This window comes from Sphaerimonospora mesophila, assembly GCF_001417795.1.
Classification (GTDB): domain Bacteria; phylum Actinomycetota; class Actinomycetes; order Streptosporangiales; family Streptosporangiaceae; genus Sphaerimonospora; species Sphaerimonospora mesophila.
The window spans coordinates 1-18,642 of sequence record NZ_BCBX01000065.1 but is presented as its reverse complement, the minus strand read 5'-3'; the positions used below and the strand labels follow the sequence as shown (position 1 = coordinate 18,642).

Annotated in this window: 14 protein-coding genes; 8 read left to right on the top strand and 6 right to left on the bottom strand. The window is 71.1% G+C overall.

Features of this window, described 5'->3' with window-relative positions:
* Positions 1-189 precede the first annotated feature (189 nt).
* The 3 genes from lnt (at position 190) to AP234_RS33230 (ending at position 3,070) form a co-directional block, all read left to right on the top strand.
* Positions 190-1,680 carry an apolipoprotein N-acyltransferase gene (lnt, locus tag AP234_RS33240; protein WP_083502657.1) on the top strand — a complete coding sequence of 497 codons (1,491 nt, stop codon included), beginning with the start codon at positions 190-192 and terminating at the stop codon, positions 1,678-1,680.
* Positions 1,680-2,423, top strand: coding sequence for a polyprenol monophosphomannose synthase (locus AP234_RS33235; RefSeq protein WP_055483730.1), 744 nt, complete (start codon positions 1,680-1,682; stop codon positions 2,421-2,423). The genes lnt and AP234_RS33235 overlap by 1 nt, the downstream gene beginning before the upstream one ends.
* 68 nt (positions 2,424-2,491) lie before the next feature.
* Positions 2,492-3,070, top strand: coding sequence for an FxsA family protein (locus AP234_RS33230; RefSeq protein ID WP_055483729.1), 579 nt, complete (start codon positions 2,492-2,494; stop codon positions 3,068-3,070).
* A gap of 120 nt (positions 3,071-3,190) precedes the next feature.
* On the opposite strand, the gene AP234_RS33225 is transcribed toward AP234_RS33230, so the two are convergent.
* From AP234_RS33225 to AP234_RS33210, 4 genes are all read right to left on the bottom strand, one after another.
* On the bottom strand, positions 3,191-3,535 hold the full coding sequence (locus tag AP234_RS33225) for an RNA polymerase-binding protein RbpA (protein WP_055483728.1): 345 nt from the start codon (positions 3,533-3,535) through the stop codon (positions 3,191-3,193).
* Between the two features lie 122 nt (positions 3,536-3,657).
* Positions 3,658-5,007 (bottom strand): MFS transporter, encoded by a 1,350-nt coding sequence (locus tag AP234_RS33220; RefSeq protein WP_055483727.1) that lies wholly within the window; start codon positions 5,005-5,007, stop codon positions 3,658-3,660.
* A 104-nt stretch (positions 5,008-5,111) separates the two neighbouring features.
* Positions 5,112-8,702, bottom strand: a complete 3,591-nt coding sequence (locus AP234_RS33215; protein WP_055483726.1) for an AAA family ATPase — start codon at positions 8,700-8,702, stop codon at positions 5,112-5,114.
* A gap of 3 nt (positions 8,703-8,705) precedes the next feature.
* Positions 8,706-9,950, bottom strand: a complete 1,245-nt coding sequence (locus AP234_RS33210) for a metallophosphoesterase family protein (RefSeq protein WP_055483725.1) — start codon at positions 9,948-9,950, stop codon at positions 8,706-8,708.
* Positions 9,951-10,301: 351 nt separating this feature from the next.
* On the opposite strand from AP234_RS33210, the gene AP234_RS33205 reads away from it, so the two are divergent.
* The 5 genes from AP234_RS33205 to nhaA all read left to right on the top strand — a co-directional run bounded on the left by AP234_RS33205 (position 10,302) and on the right by nhaA (position 17,471).
* Positions 10,302-10,508 carry a DUF5999 family protein gene (locus AP234_RS33205; RefSeq protein WP_055483724.1) on the top strand — a complete coding sequence of 69 codons (207 nt, stop codon included), beginning with the start codon at positions 10,302-10,304 and terminating at the stop codon, positions 10,506-10,508.
* Positions 10,505-11,035 carry an ATP-binding protein gene (locus AP234_RS33200; RefSeq protein ID WP_055483723.1) on the top strand — a complete coding sequence of 177 codons (531 nt, stop codon included), beginning with the start codon at positions 10,505-10,507 and terminating at the stop codon, positions 11,033-11,035. The genes AP234_RS33205 and AP234_RS33200 overlap by 4 nt, the downstream gene beginning before the upstream one ends.
* Positions 11,036-11,147: 112 nt before the next feature.
* Complete coding sequence (gene icmF, locus AP234_RS33195) at positions 11,148-14,369, top strand: fused isobutyryl-CoA mutase/GTPase IcmF (protein ID WP_055483722.1); 3,222 nt, start codon at positions 11,148-11,150, stop codon at positions 14,367-14,369.
* A 327-nt stretch (positions 14,370-14,696) separates the two neighbouring features.
* The gene (locus AP234_RS33190; protein ID WP_055483721.1) at positions 14,697-15,731 is read left to right on the top strand and encodes a hypothetical protein; all 1,035 of its coding nucleotides are present in this window, start codon (positions 14,697-14,699) and stop codon (positions 15,729-15,731) included.
* A 267-nt stretch (positions 15,732-15,998) separates the two neighbouring features.
* Positions 15,999-17,471, top strand: a complete 1,473-nt coding sequence (gene nhaA / locus AP234_RS33185) for a Na+/H+ antiporter NhaA (protein WP_431999129.1) — start codon at positions 15,999-16,001, stop codon at positions 17,469-17,471.
* Here nhaA and AP234_RS33180 read toward each other — a convergent pair.
* Both AP234_RS33180 and AP234_RS35670 read right to left on the bottom strand, forming a co-directional pair.
* On the bottom strand, positions 17,432-17,869 hold the full coding sequence (locus AP234_RS33180; RefSeq protein ID WP_200926841.1) for a GNAT family N-acetyltransferase: 438 nt from the start codon (positions 17,867-17,869) through the stop codon (positions 17,432-17,434). The two genes, nhaA and AP234_RS33180, sit on opposite strands and share 40 nt — an antisense overlap.
* Positions 17,866-18,642: DedA family protein (locus AP234_RS35670; RefSeq protein WP_200926840.1), on the bottom strand; the 777-nt coding region annotated here is incomplete at its 5' end. The genes AP234_RS33180 and AP234_RS35670, both read right to left, overlap by 4 nt.

Genomic DNA, 18,642 nt, shown 5'->3' with positions numbered 1-18,642 from the left:
CGCAGAGCGATGTTCCGCGGGGCCGGGGCACCCCAGCCGGCCGGGGGGTTGGACCCAGGGAAGGGGTCCGGGCACCCAGTAGACAACGGTCTCCGCGCCCGTCGCCGGCGGGACGGAACCGGTCCGAAGGGCAGCCCGGGCCCCCTTCCGCCCGGCACCCCCTCCCGGCGGCGGCACTAGAGTGTGCCCGTGTTACTGAAAGCGGCCGCCTCCCTCGCCGGTGGCCTGGTGCTCTACCTGGCCTTCCCACCCATCGGGTGGTGGTTCTGCGGGCCGATCGGCGTCGCGCTCCTCGCCCTCGCGCTGTACGGCACGCGCCCGCGCCGCGCGGCCTGGATCGGATATGTGGGGGCGGCGGCGTTCCTGTTCCCCACGCTGTCGTGGGTGCGGCCGATCGGGGACGACGTCTGGCTGGCCCTGGTCGGCATCGAGAGCCTGTTCTGGGCCGCCCTGGCGGTCGCGGCCACCTTCGTCATGCGCCTGCGCGCCTGGCCGCTCTGGGTGGCCTGCCTGTGGGTCGCCCAGGAGTGGGCCCGCGGCCTGGTCCCGATCGGCGGCTTCCCCTGGGCGCGGCTGGCCTTCAGCCAGGGCGAGTCGCCGTACACCCCCTTCGCCGCCCTCGGCGGCGCGCCGCTTGTAAGTTTCACCGTCGCCCTGTCGGGGACGCTGCTGTCCGCGCTGGTCATCCGGCTCGGCGGGGGCGTGCGGTGGGACCGGGTCGTTGCCGGGACGCTGCTCGGCGCGATAGCCGTACCTTTGCTGGGGTTCGCGGTTCCCCGGCCCGGCGACGAGGGCGAGACGGTGCGGATAGGCGTGATCCAGGGGAACGTCCCCGGGCGGGGGATGTACTTCCTCGGCGACGAGCCCGCCGTCGTGCTGCGCAACCACGCGAACGAGACGCACCGCCTTGCCCAGGCCGTACGGGACGGGAAGCTGCCCAAGCCGGACATCGTGGTCTGGCCGGAGAACTCGACCGACATCGACCCCTATGACAGCCAGTTCGCCCACGACCTGATCGACGCGGCGGTCAAGGACGTCGGGGTGCCGGTCCTCGTCGGCGCCGTCGTGAAGATCGGGACCGACCGCCGGGCGACCCGCGGCCTGGTGTGGGACCCGGTCACCGGGCCGGGGGCCTACTACGACAAGCGCAAGCTCGTGCCGTTCGGCGAGTACACCCCGATGAAGGACCTGGTGCTGGCGCTGTCGAAACGGGCCCATCTGGTCGGCCGGCAGTCGATCGCCGGTAAAACGCCGGGCGCGCTGTCGATGGGCCCGGTCACGGTGGGCGCGGTGCAATGCTACGAGGTGGCGTTCGACGGCATGGTCAGGGACACCGTCGAGGCCGGTGGCACCCCGCTGGTCGTGCAGACCAACAACGCCAGCTACGCGCTGACCAACCTGCCGCCCCAGCAGCTCGCGATGTCGCAGCTGCGTGCGGTGGAGTTCAACCGGGCCGTGATCACGGCGGCGACCACGGGGATCTCGGCGTACGTCACCCCGGACGGCCGGGTCGCGTGGCGGACCGGCGAGCTGGTCGCGGACATGAACGTCGTGGAGGTCCCCGTCAGGACGCAGAGCACGCTCGCCGCCAGGATAGGTGCGCTGCCGGAATGGATTTTGATATTGATTGGGGCGACTGCGACCGTGGCGGCGATTGCGAAAGCGCGGAGGAACAGCTGATGGAGCAGCCTGACGGGCGAGTGCTCGTGATCGTCCCCACGTACAACGAGCGGGAGAATCTGCCCGTGATCATCCGGCGGCTGCGCGAGGCACTGCCGGACGCGGACCTGCTCGTCGCCGACGACAACAGCCCCGACGGCACCGGCGAGATCGCGGACGAGCTGGCCGAGCGGGACGACCACGTCCACGTCATGCACCGGCCGGGCAAGCAGGGCCTCGGTGCGGCCTACATCGCGGGATTCCGCTGGGGCCTGGAACGGGGCTACGACATCCTGTGCGAGATCGACGCCGACGGCTCGCACCAGCCGGAGGAACTACCGAAGCTGATCGACGCGGTCGCCCGCGGCGCCGACCTGGCGATAGGGTCCCGGTGGGTGCCGGGCGGGAAGGTCGTCAACTGGCCCTTCCGGCGTGAGCTGCTGTCGCGCGGCGCCAACATCTACGTGCGGCTGATGCTCGGCATCCCGGTCCGCGACGCCACCGCGGGTTTTCGCGCCTATCGCGCCGCGACGCTGCGGAAGATCGGCCTGGACGACGTCGAGTCGCAGGGCTACTGCTTCCAGGTCGACCTCACGCTCAGGACCGTACGGAACGGCCTGCGCGTGACCGAGGTGCCGATCAGGTTCGTGGAGCGCACGGTCGGCGCCAGCAAGATGAGCGGGAACATCATGAAGGAGGCCCTGTGGCGGATCACCGTCTGGGGCGTCCAGGGCATCGACCGGCGGTTACGCCTTCGGCGATGACCGGAACCACTCGGGCGGCGGCGACGTTTGACCCTGTATGTACGGCCGCCGCGTGATTGAGGCATGACATGCTGAGAATCGGGTTGTTCCTGGCGTTCCTCGCCCTCCCCGTCCTGGAGATATGGTTCCTCATCCAGGTGGGGTCGGTCATCGGCGGCTGGCAGACGGTCGGCCTGCTGATCGTCGCCGCCGTCCTGGGCGTCTGGCTGATGCGCCGGGAGGGCCGACGGACCTGGGCCGCGCTGCAGAGCGCGATCGGGTCCGGGCGGATGCCCGACCGCGAGCTGGCCGACGCCGCCCTGATCATGGGCGGCGGCGCGATGCTGCTGGCGCCCGGCTTTCTCAGCGACGTGTTCGGCCTCTTCCTCATCCTGCCGGTCACCCGGCCGGTCGCCCGCCGCTGGCTGACGTGGTTCCTCGACCGGTGGGTGCGCTCGCTGGCCGCGCGCTCGCCGTACGGCCCGCTGCTGGACCACACCGGCACGTTCGGCGGCCGCGAGGGATTCGGCCCTGAAGGGTTCGGTCCCGAGGGGTTCGGTGCGGCCGGGCGGCCAGGGAGCGGCAACGGGCGCGTCCGGGTGGTGCACGGCGAGGTGATCGACGACGAGGGACCGTCGGACGGGCCGAAGCCCCCGGCCAGAAGATGACACGGCGGGAAGAGACACGGCGGGAATGCGAAACGCCCCCGGTGACCGTTCGAGGAGAACGGTGACCGGGGGCGTCCGTTATGACGTCAGTCGATTGTCGTCAGTCGATCGGCGGGCTCACTAGGCGCTCTTGCGGCGCTGCTCCCGCAGGATGGCCAGGCGCTCGTTCAGGACCTCTTCCAGGTCCTCGATGGACCGGCGCTCGAGCAGCATGTCCCAGTGCGTCCGCGGCGGCTTGACCTTCTTCTGCTGCGGCTGCTCGCCATCAAGGCGCAGCGCGGTCGTGCCGCAGCTGCGGCACTCCCAGGTCGCGGGGATCTCAGCTTCGGCGGCGAGCGGCACGGTGGTGAGATGACCCTTGGGGCACGTGTAGGACACCTCCTGGCGCGGAGCCAGGTCGGTGTTGCGGTCGTTCTCGTAGCTGGTCGCGCCGAGTCGGGTGCCGCGAAGTGCACGCTCTCCCATGTTGCAAGCCTCCTGAGGTCCCCGCCTAGAGGGGTTATGTCGCCACCGCGTACAACGCCTGATACCGTTTGTGGATTCCCAGGACCGGCCTGATCCAATCCCGCCAGGTTCCGGCTCGTGGTCTAGATGTGATCGGGCACCTCGTTGCCGGCCTCGCGGATGGCCCGGGGAAGATTGACGATCATGAGCAGCACGAAGCCGATCACGAAGAACACGATCAGCGAGATGATCGCGGTGCGATAGCTGTCGGTGACCTGCAGGGCCAGCGTGAGCACGAGTGAGCCGAGGAAGGCCGAGCCCTTGTCGCTGATCTGGTACAGGCTGAAGTATTCGGCCTCCCGGCCCGGCGGGATCACCAGGGAGTACAGCGAGCGTGACAGCGCCTGGGTGCCGCCGAGGACGATCGCGATGAAGAACGCGATCGCGAAGAACTGGATCGCCGCGCCCTTCTGCAGGAAGTAGGCGACGCCCACCACGGCCGTCCAGACGACGAGGCTGGCGAGCACCGTACGCTTGGTGCCGTACCGCAGGGCGAGCCTGCCGAGCAGGAGGGCGCCGCCGAACGCGACGAACTGCACCATGAGGATCGCCCCGATCTGGGTGCTCTTGCCCAGCCCCAGCTCGTGTTCCGCATAGGTGGACGAGAAGCTGATCACGGTCTGCACACCGTCGTTGTAGAGCAGATAGGCGACCAGGAACAGCAGCGTCCGCGGATAACGGCGCAGGTCGGCGATGGTCCGGCCGAGCTGGCGGAGGCTCCCGGACACGGCGCGGGGGACGGTGGCGTCGTGGGCGTGACCCGGGCGGTTGCGCAGCCGCAGCATCGGGATGATCGCGAACATCGCCCACCACAGACCCGCCGAGGCCAGACTGATCCGTACGGCGAGGCCCTCTTCGATCCCGCCGCTCAGATAGAGGGCGAGGTTCAGCGCCAGCAGCAGCCCACCGCCGAGATAGCCGAACGCCCAGCCCCGGCTGGAGACGGCATCTCGCTCGTCCGCCCTCGCGATCTGCGGCAGGAACGAGTCGTAGGTCACCCGCGCTCCGCCGAAGGCGACGTTGGCGAGCAGGAACAGCCAGCCGCCGAGCAGGTAGCGGTCGCCGGAGACGAAGTAGAACCCGAGCGTCGCCGCCGCGCCCAGATAGGCCAGGAAGCCCATGATCTGCTTCTTGCGGCCCGTGTGGTCGGCCAGGGCTCCCACGATCGGCATGGTCACGATCTGCAACAGCACCGAGACCGTCACGATGGACGTGAAGTACGCCTTCGGCCGCAGGTCCAGCCCCAGGAACGCGACGAAGCCCTCCTCCCCGCCGGCCGCCGTGGTCGCCACCGCTGTCAGGTAGGGCCCGAGGAAGACGGTCAGCGCGGTCGTCTGGAACGCCGAGTCCGCCCAGTCGTACCAGTACCAGGCGCGGTGCTCACGGCGCCGCGCCTGCGGCGACTCCTCTTCGACGACCTGGGGGGCGGCCATGCTGTCTCCCTCATATGACGATCAGGGGAAATCGAAGCCGAGGTTATCCCCGATCGCGCCCTCGCGATAGGCGGGGCGTCCACCATCGCGGGGCACCCGCGAGATCACGCAGGGGGCACGCCCGGCGGGCCGGAGAACTCCGGCAGGGAGTGCAGGTGCACCCGGCCGGCGGGAAGCGCGGCGCGGGCGAGATCGACCAGGTGGTCGTGATGGGTGAACACGATCATCTGGAACCGGTCGGCCATCCCGTCGAGCACGCCCAGCGCGGCCTGGGCGCGCCGGTCGTCGAAGGTCATGAAGATGTCGTCGACGGCGAACGGCAGCGCCCTGCCCTCCTCGGCGTACCGCTCCAGCGTGGCGAGCCGCAGCGCCAGATAGAGCTGGTCGGCGGTGGCCTCGCTGAGCTGCTCGACCCGCAGCGGACCCCGCGCGGCGGAGCGGGCCAGCACGGTGGGGGAGTCGCCGTCGGGGTCGAGTTCCAGTCCCGTGAAGCGGCCGAGGGTCAGCTCGGCGAACAGCCCTCCCGCGCGGGCGAGCACCGGATCCTGCTGGGCGTCGCGGAACTCCTCCATCTGCCTGCGCAGGACGGCCCGGGCGATCTCCAGGCGCAGATACTCCTCGGTGTCCTCCACCAGGGCCGCCGCCGCGATCTCCACGTCGGCCGCCGCCTGCGCGGCGGTGGTCGACCCGTCCAGCCGGGCGAGCTCCGCCTTCTGCTCGCCCAGGCGCGTGGCCTGCTCGTCGCGCCGCTTCTCCAGGTCGGCGACGCGCGCGGCCAGCTCGGCGAGCTCCCCGTCGAGCCGGTCCGGGTCGGTCTCCTCCGCCCTGGCCAGCAGACCGGTCAGATCGTCGCCCTCGGCGGAGATCGTGTCGCGCACCTCGCCGAAGGTCGTCGTCAGCCGGTTGTGCTCCTCGCGGCGCCGTACGGCATCGCGCAGCTCATCGGCGTCGGCGGCCCCGGCCTCCGTCACGAGGGCGGCCAGCTCGGTCTCCGCCCGCTCGACCGCTGCCCGGGCGGCGTCGGCGTCCCCGCGCAGCCGGTCGTGGTCCGCGGCGAGCGAGTCCCGCGCCTCGGCGGCGGACCGGTTCGCCTTGGCGTCCGCGTGCAGCCGGTCGACGAGCAGGTAACGCTCGGCCTCGTCCGCGGGGACCGTACGGCCGCAGGCCACGGCCGTCGTACGCAGCAGCGCGTGGAACCGCTCCACCCTGGCGGTGTCCTGCTCCGACTCGTGGTCGGTCCGGGAGGCCTCGGCCACCTTGTCGGCCACCTGCTCCAGCAGCTCCAGATCGGTGAGCGCGCCCACCGTGTCCCGGTCTGCGGGCAGTCCGGCCTGGGCGAGGGCGGGGCCCCACTCGCCGGCCCAGGCGGCCAGATCGCGCTCGTGCCCGGCCACGATCGCCTCGGCCTCGGCCAGCTCGGCGCGTTCCACCTCGACCCGCTTCTCCTGCGCGGTGCGCTCCTGGATGGCCGTCCGCTGCTCGGTGAGCCGCTGCTGGGCGATCTCCATCAGATGGGGCAGTTCGGCCAGCACCTCCTCCGCGTCCCCCGAAGCGTCCGTGTCGTCCGAGACCTCCGTGTCGTCCATTTCCGTGTCTGCCAAGGGGCCATCGTCTCCCAGGGTCTCCGCGCCCTCCAGGGGGTCGTCAGGGAGGCGCAGGACCTCCCGGAGCCGCCGCACATGCCGTACGGCCCGGGCGTGCTGCGCCGTGAACCGGCCGGCGGCCTCGGCGATCTCCTCCAGGGCCTCCCTGAGCCGCCTGGCGTGGTCGGCCACCGCGGCGGCGTCGTCGGGGTCGGGCGCGGGACCGGCGAATCCCTCCCACAGGCCGGCCCACTCGGCCTCGAGCTCGGCGGCACGGGCGTCGAGCGCCGCACGATCCCCGCCGAGCCTGTCGAGCTCCTGTTCCGCCTTGCGGATGTCGAGCTCCAGATGGTGCCGGGCGGTCACCTGCTGCGCGTCGCGCCGCATGCGGTCGGCCATCCGGTCGGCCCGGCCCATCGCCTCCTCGAAGGCCTCGTGGAGCTCGGCGGACCGGGCGGCGTCGCCGTCGCCCGGCGCGCGGATCGCCCGCCAGAGCTCGTCGCGGGCGGCCCTGGCGGCGGTGAGCTCCTCCTCGGTCGGCGGGGGATCGCCCCGCAGCAGCGCGTCCAGCTCCAGCCGCAGGTCGGCCAGTTCCTTCTCGGCCGCCCTGGTCTGCCTGCCGAGGTCGCGAAGATCGCGCCGGAGCTCCGCACGGGCCTCGGCGTGCGCGTCGAGCCGCTCGCGAGACGGCGTCACCACCGTGGCGGCCGCCTCGACCGGGAGCTCGGGCAGGCGCAGGTCCCGCAGGATCTGCTCGGCCCGGCGCCGATGTTTCCTGCCGTCCTCGTCGGCCGTGGCCAGGAGCGTGAGCAGGTCGGCGGGGACGGCCGCCACGGCGGCCCGCAGCGGCTCGGGATCTTCGGCCTGCGGCAGCTCGCTGAGCGCCTTCTCGGCCTCCTCCAGCTTGCGCCGCCGGGTCTCCAGCGCGCGGCGGCTCTGCTCCAGCCCGGTGTCGATCACGGTGCGCCGGTCGTGCAGCGCCTGCACCCGGGACCGTACGGCCTTGGGCACCCGATAGCGGGCGGTGTCCTCGACGGCGGCGTCGGGATGCACCTGGTGCAGGAGCCGCTGCGCCTCCTCGGCGAGTCGTTTGGCCTCGCCCTCGGACCTGCCGAGCCGCAGGGCGGCGTCCTGTACGGCCTTGCGGTCCTGGAAGAGGGTCTCGATCGTGTCCGCGTGCGCCAGCAGGTCGTCGTCCACGACGAGGGCCGCCAGTTCCTCCCGCACCCGGTCGAGCCCGCCTGCGGCCACGGCCAGCCGGTCGTGTGCGCCGCCGAGCTCGTCCAGCAGGGCGGGGTGCCGCTCGGCCACCTCGACCGGGGCGAGCACGCCCTGCCCGGACACGGCCTTCAGCCGGGCGAGGAGGTCACGGCAGCGGCGCAGCGCCGGGAGCGCCTGCCGCAACCGGGTGAGGCGGGCGTGCGCGCCGCGCGCCTCGGCCAGTTCACGGGTGAGCCGGTCGAGCTCCCGCTGCGCGGACCCGGCCTCCTTCTCCAGGGTCTCGTACCGCTCCGGGCGCAGCAGGGCGGTGCGCTTGCGCTCCCTGGCCTCCTTCAGCGTGTTGATCTGGGCGTTGATCCGCGGCTTCGACGCGGCCCGCTTGTAGAGCTCGCCGATGCGCGCCTCGATCCTCTTGAGCGCGTTGGTGAGGCTGAGCCCGGACCGCGAGGCGGCCAGCGCCTGGCCCAGATCGCCCCCGCCGCTCACCAGCGCCCGCCCGCCCTGCCGCAGTTCGGCGCTGTTCAGCGCGAACACGGTGACGAAGGTGTGCCGGTCGACGCCGCCGAGGACGGACAGCAGCTCCGCCTCGGGGAGCTGCGCCCCGTCGGGCCGCTGCAGCGGGGCCTTGCGGCTCTTGGTACGGACGATCTCCAGCGTCTCGCCGTCGTGGGTGCTGAGCCGGGCGCCCAGCCGCAGCGACGGCTTGGGATGGACGAAGTCGTACGGCGACTGCAGATCTATGCCGTAAAGGAGCTGGCCCAGGGCGTACAACGCGGTGGACTTGCCGGCCTCGTTCGGCCCGTGGATCACCTGGATTCCGGCGGCGGACAGATCGAGCGTCCGATCCGTGAACGGCCCGAAGGCCGTGAGGTCCAGCCGGTCGATCCGCATGGCTCAGCCCTCCCGCACTTCGGAGATCATGGACTCCAGCAGGCCGACGGCCTCGTCGCCGATGCGGCGCAGCCACTCCGGATCGGCGGGATCCACCCGCCCCGGACCCCTGGCCTCGTTCGGCAGCGGCCCGCTGAGCAGCGAGGTCTCCGAGACCAGCCGGCGGAACGCGTCGTCGTCGGCCCGCAACTCGGCGGCGGTGCGGCGCAGGTCGGCGAGCAGACCGGCGGCACCCTCGACCGTGGCGTCCGCCGGACGGGTGCCGATCCGCACCTTCTCCACCCAGACGTCGCCGAAATCGTTGGCGAGCGCGCGGACCTCGTTGACCAGACGCTGCTGCTCGCGCCACAGCCGCAGGTGGGCGCCGCTGTGGCCGGTGAGGCTGACCCGCACGGCGCGCAGCCGCTCCCCGCCTGTGTGCTCCAGGTCTCTGAGCCGTTCGGCGACCAGGTCGACGGCCGCGTCGGCGTCGGCGGCCGCTGTCACGTCGACCTCCAGGTGCTCCCACCGGGCGACGTCGAGATCGCGGTGCTCGGCCGAGGTCACCCGGAGATCGTCGACCGTGACGATGGTGCAGCCCTTCGGGCCGGTCTCGCGGGCGTGGCGGCCCTGCAGGTTGCCGGGGAAGACGATCCAGGGGTCGCGCGCCACGATCTCGCGGGTGTGCACGTGGCCCAGGGCCCAGTAGTCGTACCCCTTGCCCGTGAGATGCTCCACCGTGCAGGGGGCGTAGGTGTCGTGGCCCTCCCGCCCGGTGAGCGCGGTGTGCAGCAGGCCCACGTTGAACAGCCCGGCGCAGGGGTCGGGGTAGGCCAGCGCGAGGTTGTCGGTCACGTCGCGGTGCCCGAACCCCTGACCGTGTACGGCCAGGCCGAGGTCCTCGTCGCGGATCGTCTCGGGCCCCTCGGTCTCCAGCACGCGGACGTTGTCCGGCAGGCGCAGCCGCCGCGTCATCCGGTTCTGCGCGTCGTGGTTGCCGTACACGAGGTACGCGGGGATGCCGGCCTCGCGCAGCAGCGACATCTGACGGGCGAAGAACAGGCCGGTCTGGTAGTCGGGCCAGTCGCCGTCGTAGACGTCCCCGGCGAACAGCACCGCGTCGACGGACTCGGACGTGGCGAGGGCGACCAGGTTCTCCAGCGCGCGCCGGGACGCCGTACGCAACTCCTCGGCGGGAGACCCCTCGTAGGAGGCGAGGCCGCGCAGGGGGCTGTCGATGTGGAGATCGGCGGCGTGGAGTAGCTTCACAGCGGCGTCACCTGGGGCCCCTCGCTCGACGGATGCGGCTGTTATCCCTGATGATGACGCGCCGCAACCAGAAAAGTGATGCCAACGACCATATACGCGGTTCGTCGGTATGGGCGGCGACAGGTGCGAATAACCCCTGTTCGGGCGGTTCCTCTGGGCCGCGAGGGTGTGGGGTGCGGCGGATCTACCTTTCCGGGCGGGACGCACTACCCATATAGGGCGGAATGGGTACTGATGCGGGGGTTTTCCCCCGTCCGCGCCAGAGGTTGGAGACGGCATCCTGAAAACGTCGTAAAGAACGTTCCAGCCCCTCGAGGTCGCCAGCAGGTCCCAGCCGGAAGGAAGCCGACCATGTGCCAGCACCAGCCGCCGTGTCCGTCCGCCGACGCACCCGACCGTGAGGCCGCCTGCCTGGTGGCGTTCCACCCGGAGCAGGGCTGGGGTCTGCTGTGCAACGGGGTCGTGCTGTTCGAGGACTGGGGAGAGCTGCTGCCGGACGGGCGCAGCGTGCCCTCCCGCCGGCCTGCCGGCCGTGAGGCGCTGGGACGGGCGGCATGAGCCCGGCGACCGTCGCCTTCGCCGCCGCCTGCCGGCCCGACGCCGGGCGGCGGGTTCCGGTGCGGGAGCGCTGGCGGGCCGCCCGACGCCGGCTCGGCGAGATCGTCGTCCAGCTCGTGGAGGAGCCGGAGATCAAGTCCCTGTCCTGGCATCTGCCGGCCGGTCGCCGCTCGCCGGCGGCGGCGCGCCACCTCACCCGCATGAGCCTGGAGCGGTGGGACATGGGCGGGCTGTCCGACACCGCCGAACTGCTGGTGAGCGAGTTGACCACCAACGCCGTGTGCCACGCGCAGGGGCCCATCCGGCTCACGCTGATCGCGCAGGAGAACCTGCTGCGGTGCGAGGTGGAGGACACCGGTCACGTGCTGCCCCGGGTCGACTCCGTCAAGGACGTCGACGACTTCGACGAGGGCGGACGCGGCCTGCACATCCTCGACATCATGGCCTGCTGCTGGGGCGGCACGCGCACGCCGACCGGCAAGGTCATGTGGTTCGAGCTCTCCGAGGGCGACGACGACGCCGCTTGACCGCGCGGCGGCTGTAGATCTTTCCGGCGGGGCTTACTAGGATGTCCTAGTATTTTGCTAGGACGTCCTAGTAGTTTGGCCTGTCATCCCGCTGCCCTAGGAGACGACTCCGATGCACATTCCCCTGCACCCCGTTCGCATCGTCACGGCGGCGGCGCTCTTCGACGGTCACGACGCGGCGATCAACATCATGCGGCGGATCCTGCAGTCGCAGGGGGCCGAGGTCATCCATCTGGGGCACAACCGGTCGGTGGAGGAGGTCGTCACCGCGGCGATCCAGGAGGACGTGCAGGGCGTGGCGATCAGCTCCTACCAGGGCGGCCACGTGGAGTTCTTCACCTACCTGGTCGATCTGCTGCGCGAGCGCGGAGCCGGGCACGTCAAGGTGTACGGCGGAGGCGGCGGAGTGATCATTCCCGAGGAGATCGAGCGGCTGCACGCCTACGGGGTGGCGGGGATCTTCTCCCCGGAGGACGGGCAGCGGCTCGGCCTGGCCGGGATGATCAACACGATCGTCGCGGCGTGCGACGTGGACCTGGCGGCGGAGCCGCCGCCCTCGGTCGCGGCGGTCACGGGCGGCGACCAGCGGGCGCTGGCACGGGCCATCACGATCGTGGAGTCCGGCGCGGCCGACGGGGCGTGGCTGGAGGAACTGCGCGGCGCCGCCGCCGACCGGCGGGCCCCGGTGCTCGGCATCACCGGGACCGGCGGGTCGGGCAAGTCCTCCCTCACCGACGAGCTGCTGCGCCGGATCAGGATCGATTACGAGGACAAGCTGCGGGTCGCGGTGGTGGCGGTGGACCCGACCCGCCGCCGCGGCGGGGGAGCGCTGCTGGGCGACCGGATCCGGATGAACAGCCTGGCCGGCGGCGGGGCCTACTTCCGGTCGCTGGCCACCAGGAGCGCCCGCGAGCTGCCCGGCTACACCGATGACGTGATCGCGGCCTGCCGGGCGGCCGGCTACGACCTGGTGATCGTGGAGACCCCGGGCATCGGGCAGGGCGACGCGGCGATCGTGCCGTACGCGGACGTGTCGCTGTATGTGATGACCCCCGAGTTCGGGGCGGCGTCCCAGCTCGAGAAGATCGACATGCTCGACTTCGCCGACGTGGTCGCGATCAACAAGTTCGAGCGCCGGGGCGGGCAGGACGCGCTGCGCGACGTGCGCCGCCAGCTGGTGCGCAACCGGGAGGCGTTCGGGGTCCCGCCGGAGAAGATGCCGGTCTTCGGCACGATCGCCTCGCGCTTCAACGACGAGGGCGTGACCGCGCTGTACCAGCGGCTTCGCGACCTGCTCGGCGAGCACGGGCTGCCCGCGGGGCCCCACCTGCTGCCGCAGGTGGAGGGCACGACGTCGAAGGTCACCGCCGGTGTCGTGCCGCCGTCCCGGACGCGCTACCTCGCGGAGATCGCCGAGACCGTCCGCGCGTACCACACCCACACCGGCGAGCAGGCCGAGGCGGTGCGCCGCCGGCAGCACCTGGCGCACGCCCGTGAGCTGGTCGCCGCCGAGGGCGCCGGCACCGACACCCTGGACGCGCTCCTCGCCCGGGCCGAGGCCGACATCGACGCGGGCAGCCGTGCTCTGCTGGCCGAATGGGACGCGACGGCGGAGGCGTACCGGGCCGACGAGTTCGTGGTGAAGGTCCGCGACCGGGAGCTGCGCACGCCGCTGTGGCGGGACACGCTGTCGGGCAACCGCATCCCCCGCGTCGCCCTGCCGAGGTACGCCGACCACGGGGACCTGCTGCGGTTCCTGCGCGCGGAGAACCTGCCGGGCCGGTTCCCGTTCACCTCCGGGGTCTTCCCGTTCAAGCGCGACGACGAGGACCCGACCAGGATGTTCGCGGGGGAGGGCGACCCGTTCCGCACCAACCGGCGGTTCAAGCTGCTGTCGGAGGGGCAGCCCGCGACGCGGCTGTCCACGGCGTTCGACTCGGTCACCCTGTACGGACACGACCCGGACGAACGCCCCGACATCTACGGAAAAGTCGGCACTTCGGGGGTGTCGATCGCGACGCTGGAGGACATGAAGGCGCTGTACGACGGGTTCGACCTGTCGGCGCCGAACACCTCGGTGTCGATGACGATCAACGGCCCGGCGCCGACCATCCTGGCGTTCTTCCTCAACACGGCGCTCGACCAGGCGCTCGACCGCTTCCACGACGAGCACGGTCGTGCCCCCTCACCGCAGGAGGCCGAGGAGGTACGCGCCCGGACGCTGGCCACCGTACGCGGGACCGTCCAGGCCGACATCCTCAAGGAGGACCAGGGGCAGAACACCTGCATCTTCTCCACCGAGTTCTCCCTGCGGATGATGGCCGACATCCAGGAGTGGTTCATCGCCAACGGGGTGCGCAACTTCTACTCGGTGTCGATCTCCGGCTACCACATCGCCGAGGCCGGGGCCAACCCGATCAGCCAGCTCGCCTTCACCCTCGCCAACGGCTTCACCTACGTGGAGGCCTACCTGGCCCGGGGGATGGACGTCGACGACTTCGCGCCGAACCTGTCGTTCTTCTTCTCCAACGGCATGGACCCCGAATACAGCGTGCTCGGCCGGGTCGCGCGGCGGATCTGGGCGGTCGCGATGCGCGAGCGGTACGGCGCGGGCGAGCGGGCCCAGAAGCTGAAGTACCACATCCAGACCTCGGGCCGATCGCTGCACGCCCAGGAGATGGACTTCAACGACATCCGCACCACGCTGCAGGCGCTGATCGCGATCTACGACAACTGCAACAGCCTGCACACCAACGCCTACGACGAGGCCGTCACCACGCCGTCGGCCGAGTCCGTGCGCCGGGCCATGGCGATCCAGCTCATCATCAACCGCGAGTGGGGCCTGGCCATGAACGAGAACCCGCTGCAGGGGTCGTTCATCATCGACGAGCTGACCGACCTGGTGGAAGAGGCCGTGCTGACCGAGTTCGAGCGCATCTCCGACCGCGGCGGCGTGCTGGGGGCGATGGAGACCGGCTACCAGCGCGGCAAGATCCAGGACGAGTCGATGCTGTACGAGCAGCGCAAGCACGACGGCTCCCTGCCGATCATCGGGGTCAACACCTTCCGCAACCCCGACGGCGACGTGCAGCACGGCCCGCTGGAGCTGGCCCGCGGCACCGAGGAGGAGAAGCGGTCGCAGCTGGACCGGCTGCGCGCCTTCCACGAGGCCCACGCCGACGAGGCGCCGGCGGCCCTGTCCCGGCTGCGGCAGGCCGCCATGTCGCAGGACAACGCCTTCGAGGTCCTGATGGACGCCGCCCGCGTCTGCTCGCTGGGCCAGATCACCGACGCGCTGTTCGAGATCGGCGGCCAGTACCGCAGGAACGTCTGAGCCGAGACGCCTGAGGTGGCCCGCGGCCCGGCCGCGGGCCACCCCGATATTAAGAAGAAACAATTGTGAGTGTGTTTCGGTAAAGCCGCAAGGCGGGACCGGTAAAATCGCCGCCAGAGGTGCGAATCCATTGCCTTCGATATGGCGCGGCAAGCCGAGCGCCATGACGGGACGGCGTACGTCTGTGCATGTCCATCCAAATACACGGAATGACGATCTGATCGTGCTAAGAAAGGTCAATTTGCCTGGACGTGCTCGGACGGCGGTGCCAACGATTGAGATACGAGCTGATCGCCCAATGCGATCTGATCGAAGAGGAGTATCTCTATGCACGGCAATCGATTCTCATTACTGCTCGGTCCGGCGGTACTCGGAATCGTCGCGCTCTGGCCCGCAACGGCGGCCTCGGCCACGACGACCAACCACACTCCGGGTCTGGCGGCGGCGGTGGCCTCGCCCAGCGCGGCGATCCCCGGCGTCCACGGATACGGCGAGGAGGAATCGGAGAGCGGATACGCCCAGGAGAGCTCATACAGCGGTGAGCTGATCGGTCAGCAGGCCGCCTACAGCGGTGAGCTGATCAGTCAGCAGGCCGCCTACAGCCGGCTCGGATCGATCCGCGAGAGCGGAATCAGCTCCATCCGCGAGAGCGGCATCAGCCGGGCGATCAGTAGTCAGGAGGTCGCGTCGTACGCGAGTCCGGTGTCGGTCTCGCGCACGATCACCTACCAGCGGCCCGTGACGACCACGCGGATGGTCACCACCCAGCGTCCGGTCACCCACACGCGGATGGTCACCCATCAGCGTCCGGTGTCGTACACGCGGATGGTCACCACCCAGCGTCCGGTCACCCACACGCGGATGGTCACCCATCAGCGTCCGGTGTCGTACACGCGAATGGTCACCGAGTCGCGTCCGGTGACGCGGCAGGTCACCGTCCAGCGTCCGGTCACCGAGACGCACATGGTCACCGAGTCGCGTCCGGTGACGCGCTGGGTCACCTACCAGCGTCCGGTCACCCGGACCCGGCTGGTCACCGAGTCGCGTCCGGTGACGCGGCACGTCACCTTCCAGCGTCCGGTCACCGAGACGCGGATGGTCACCGAGAGCCATCCGGTCAGCGAGACCCGGCTGGTGACCGAGAGTCACCCGGTCAAGGAGACCCGGCTGGTCACGGAGAGCCATCCGGTCAGCGAGACCCGGCTGGTGACCGAGAGCCATCCGGTCAGCGAGACCCGGCTGGTCACCGAGTCGCGGCAGGTGTCGTTCACCAGCCCGGCGTCGGCGTCGTTCAGCGGTCAGTCCAGCGAGGCCGGCTGGTCCAGCCAGTCCAGCCTCTCCAGCGAGGAGGAGTGTGACTAGCCGCAGTCGCAACCGGGGGCACGGGCATCCGCCCGTGCCCCCTTCTGTTGGCTCCCTTCTTTTCGCGGGGCCGCGCCCGCCGATGGCGGGAGGTGAAGGTAAAGTCGATGGCGGTGCGCCGGGAAGCCTGGTCGGCAGAGTGGCAGATCCGTTCTCCCATATGGAGCGACCGTGACCGACCCTTCGCCGCCGACGCCGCGCCCGTCCGGCTCCCGATCCGCGCAGAGCCCCCAGCCGGATCGTGGGAGGCTGTTCGACCGGCGAGCCCTGTTCACGTCGGGTTCCGGGGCGGAGGCCCGCCGCATCGCCGACGTCCTGCGCCGGGAGACCGTCGGCGGAGTGCTGCTGCTGGCCGCCGCGGTGCTGGGCATGGTCTGGGCCAACTCTCCCTGGTCGGACGCATACCAGTCGCTTCGCGCGTACACCTTCGGGCCCGTTGCGCTGCACCTCGATCTGGACCTGGCCGCCTGGGCCTCCGACGGCCTTTTGGCGATCTTCTTCTTCGTCGCCGGACTGGAGCTCAAGCGCGAGTTCGTCGCCGGTGACCTGCGCGATCCACGCCGCGCCGCGGTGCCGATCGCGGCCGCGGTCGGCGGCGTGATCATCCCCGCCGCGTGCTACACGCTGGTGACTCTCGGCGTCCCCGGCGCGGGCAGGGGGTGGGCGATCCCCGCCGCCACCGACATCGCGTTCGCGCTGGCGGTGCTCGCCGTCGTCGGCCGGTTCCTGCCCTCGGCGCTGCGGACGTTCCTGCTCACCCTGGCGGTGGTCGACGACCTGCTCGCCATCGTCATCATCGCCGTCTTCTACACCGCGAACCTGTCGGTGATCCCGCTGCTGACGTCCCTGCTGCCGCTGGCCGTCTTCGCCGTGCTGGTGCGGCGTGGGGCGCGCGCATGGTGGCTGCTGCTCCCGCCGGCCGTCGCGACCTGGGCGCTGATGCACGCCTCGGGCGTGCACGCCACGGTCGCCGGGGTGCTGCTCGGGTTCGCCGTACCGGTCCTGGCCGATGCGCGGGCCGAGAACCGGAAGGCCGGCCGGGCTACAGGTCGGGCTACAGGTCGGGCTGCGGGTCAGGAGGCCGGTCGGGGGCCGGCCGAGCACTTCGAGCACCGGTTGCGGCCGATGTCCGCCGGAGTGGCCGTACCGATCTTCGCGCTCCTGTCGGCCGGCGTGTCACTCGGTGGGCCGGCGGGTCTGGCCGAGGCGCTGGCCGATCCGGTGGCGCTCGGCGTGGTCGCCGGGCTCGTCGTCGGCAAACCGATCGGGATCTTGGCGGCCACCTGGGGAGTGGCCCGGTTCACCAGGGCCGATCTGGACGAGGGGCTCGCCTGGGTCGACGTGGCCGGGCTGGCGATCCTGTCCGGCGTCGGGTTCACCGTGTCCCTGCTGATCGGGGAACTGGCCTTCGGCACCGATCGCGACGCACAGGTCAAGGTCGCGGTGCTGGCCGGATCGCTGATCGCCGCGACGCTGGCCGCGGTGGTCCTCCGCTTCCGCGACCACGCCTACCGCCGGGTCGACGAATCCGCAGCCGCAGCCGAAGCCGGATCCGAAGACGCGGCCCGAGCCGAGTCCGGAGTCGAATCCGGCTCCGGAGCCGTGGCCGAGTCCGGAGCCGTGGCCGTCGAGCCGGACGACTCGCGGCGGGCGGATCCGCCGGGAACGGAGACCCCGGGCGGCGGCACGCGCAAGAGTGGTCAGGGCGGACCGGACGGGCCCGGACGATCGATCCGGTAGAGGTAGTGCTCGCGGCCGTCGATCGGGTTGTCCGGCTCCAGTTCGCCCTCGGCGACCCGGCGCATCCCGGCCTTCTCCAACGCCCGCCACGACGCGCGGTTGGCGGTCGAGACCGGCACCAGGACGCAGCCGGCGGCCGGGTGCTCGGCCCAGGTGCGCTCGATGACGGAACGGATCATCGCGGTGCCGAGGCCCCGGCCGGTCTGCCGCGGGTCGCCGATCAGATAGTCGATGCTCATCGCGCCCTCGGGCACCGGGGTGATCGGCGTCAGCTCGGCCAGATAGTCGGGGAAGTCGGCCAGCCGCGACCGCTGGACGAGACCGAGCGGCCGTCCGTCGAGGAGGGCGAGCAGATCCTCGGAGGGATCCTCCCCCCCTGGCGGCGGGGCCGAAGTCACGGATCACCGCCTCCATCGAGGTCTCGTGGTTCCACCACCGAGCCACATGCGGCTGCTCCAGCCAGGTTCTCAGCAGCGGGAAGTCCTCCTCGCCGAGCCGACGCCAACTGATCATCAGGACCTCCGGAAATGCGATCACGCCGATCGTAACGGGCCAGAACCCGATGCTGATGGTCGTCGGCCCGGTCGTCGGCCTGATCAGCGGTCTGGCCGTCCGCCGAGCGGCGGCCGCGCATATAGCGGATCACCTCGGTGACGGCCGTGACGGTGAGAGCGATGCCCAGACCGAGCAGCAGACCCTTGATCGGGTCGTTCTCGAAGGCCGCGCCGCCCACCATGCCGATCACGGTCGAGTACACGGCCCACGAGGAGGCGGCGACCGCGTCGAAGAGCGAGAACCGCGCCAGCGGGTAGCCGACGGTGCCGGCGGTCAGCGTGGCCGCCGTACGTCCTCCCGGAATGTAGCGGGCGACCACCAGCAGCAGGCCGCCGCGCCGCGCGAGCGTACGCTCCGCCCAGGTGAACACCGTACGGCCACGCCCATCCGGTTTGAGCCGCCGCAACGCTCGCCGCCCGCCGCTTCGCCCGAGGAGATAGGAGACGTGGTCGCCGGTGAAGGCGCCCAGCGCCGCCACGGCGATCACCAGTGCCGGTGCGGGCCGTCCGGAGGCGGCGAAGACACCCGCGGCGATGACCGCCGTCTCGCTGGGCACGGCCGGGAAGAACCCGTCGATCACCGCGATCGCGAAGAGCATGAGATACACCCAGGGAGA

Excerpts from the sequence above, each read along its gene's own strand:
- AP234_RS33235 (WP_055483730.1), top strand. The coding sequence starts at position 1,680 with ATGGAGCAGCCTGACGGGCGAGTGCTCGTGATCGTCCCCACGTACAAC.
- AP234_RS33230 (WP_055483729.1), top strand. The coding sequence starts at position 2,492 with ATGCTGAGAATCGGGTTGTTCCTGGCGTTCCTCGCCCTCCCCGTCCTG.
- AP234_RS33225 (WP_055483728.1), bottom strand. The coding sequence starts at position 3,535 with ATGGGAGAGCGTGCACTTCGCGGCACCCGACTCGGCGCGACCAGCTAC.
- AP234_RS33220 (WP_055483727.1), bottom strand. The coding sequence starts at position 5,007 with ATGGCCGCCCCCCAGGTCGTCGAAGAGGAGTCGCCGCAGGCGCGGCGC.
- AP234_RS33215 (WP_055483726.1), bottom strand. The coding sequence starts at position 8,702 with ATGCGGATCGACCGGCTGGACCTCACGGCCTTCGGGCCGTTCACGGAT.
- AP234_RS33205 (WP_055483724.1), top strand. The coding sequence starts at position 10,302 with ATGTGCCAGCACCAGCCGCCGTGTCCGTCCGCCGACGCACCCGACCGT.
- AP234_RS33200 (WP_055483723.1), top strand. The coding sequence starts at position 10,505 with ATGAGCCCGGCGACCGTCGCCTTCGCCGCCGCCTGCCGGCCCGACGCC.
- icmF (WP_055483722.1), top strand. The coding sequence starts at position 11,148 with ATGCACATTCCCCTGCACCCCGTTCGCATCGTCACGGCGGCGGCGCTC.
- AP234_RS33190 (WP_055483721.1), top strand. The coding sequence starts at position 14,697 with ATGCACGGCAATCGATTCTCATTACTGCTCGGTCCGGCGGTACTCGGA.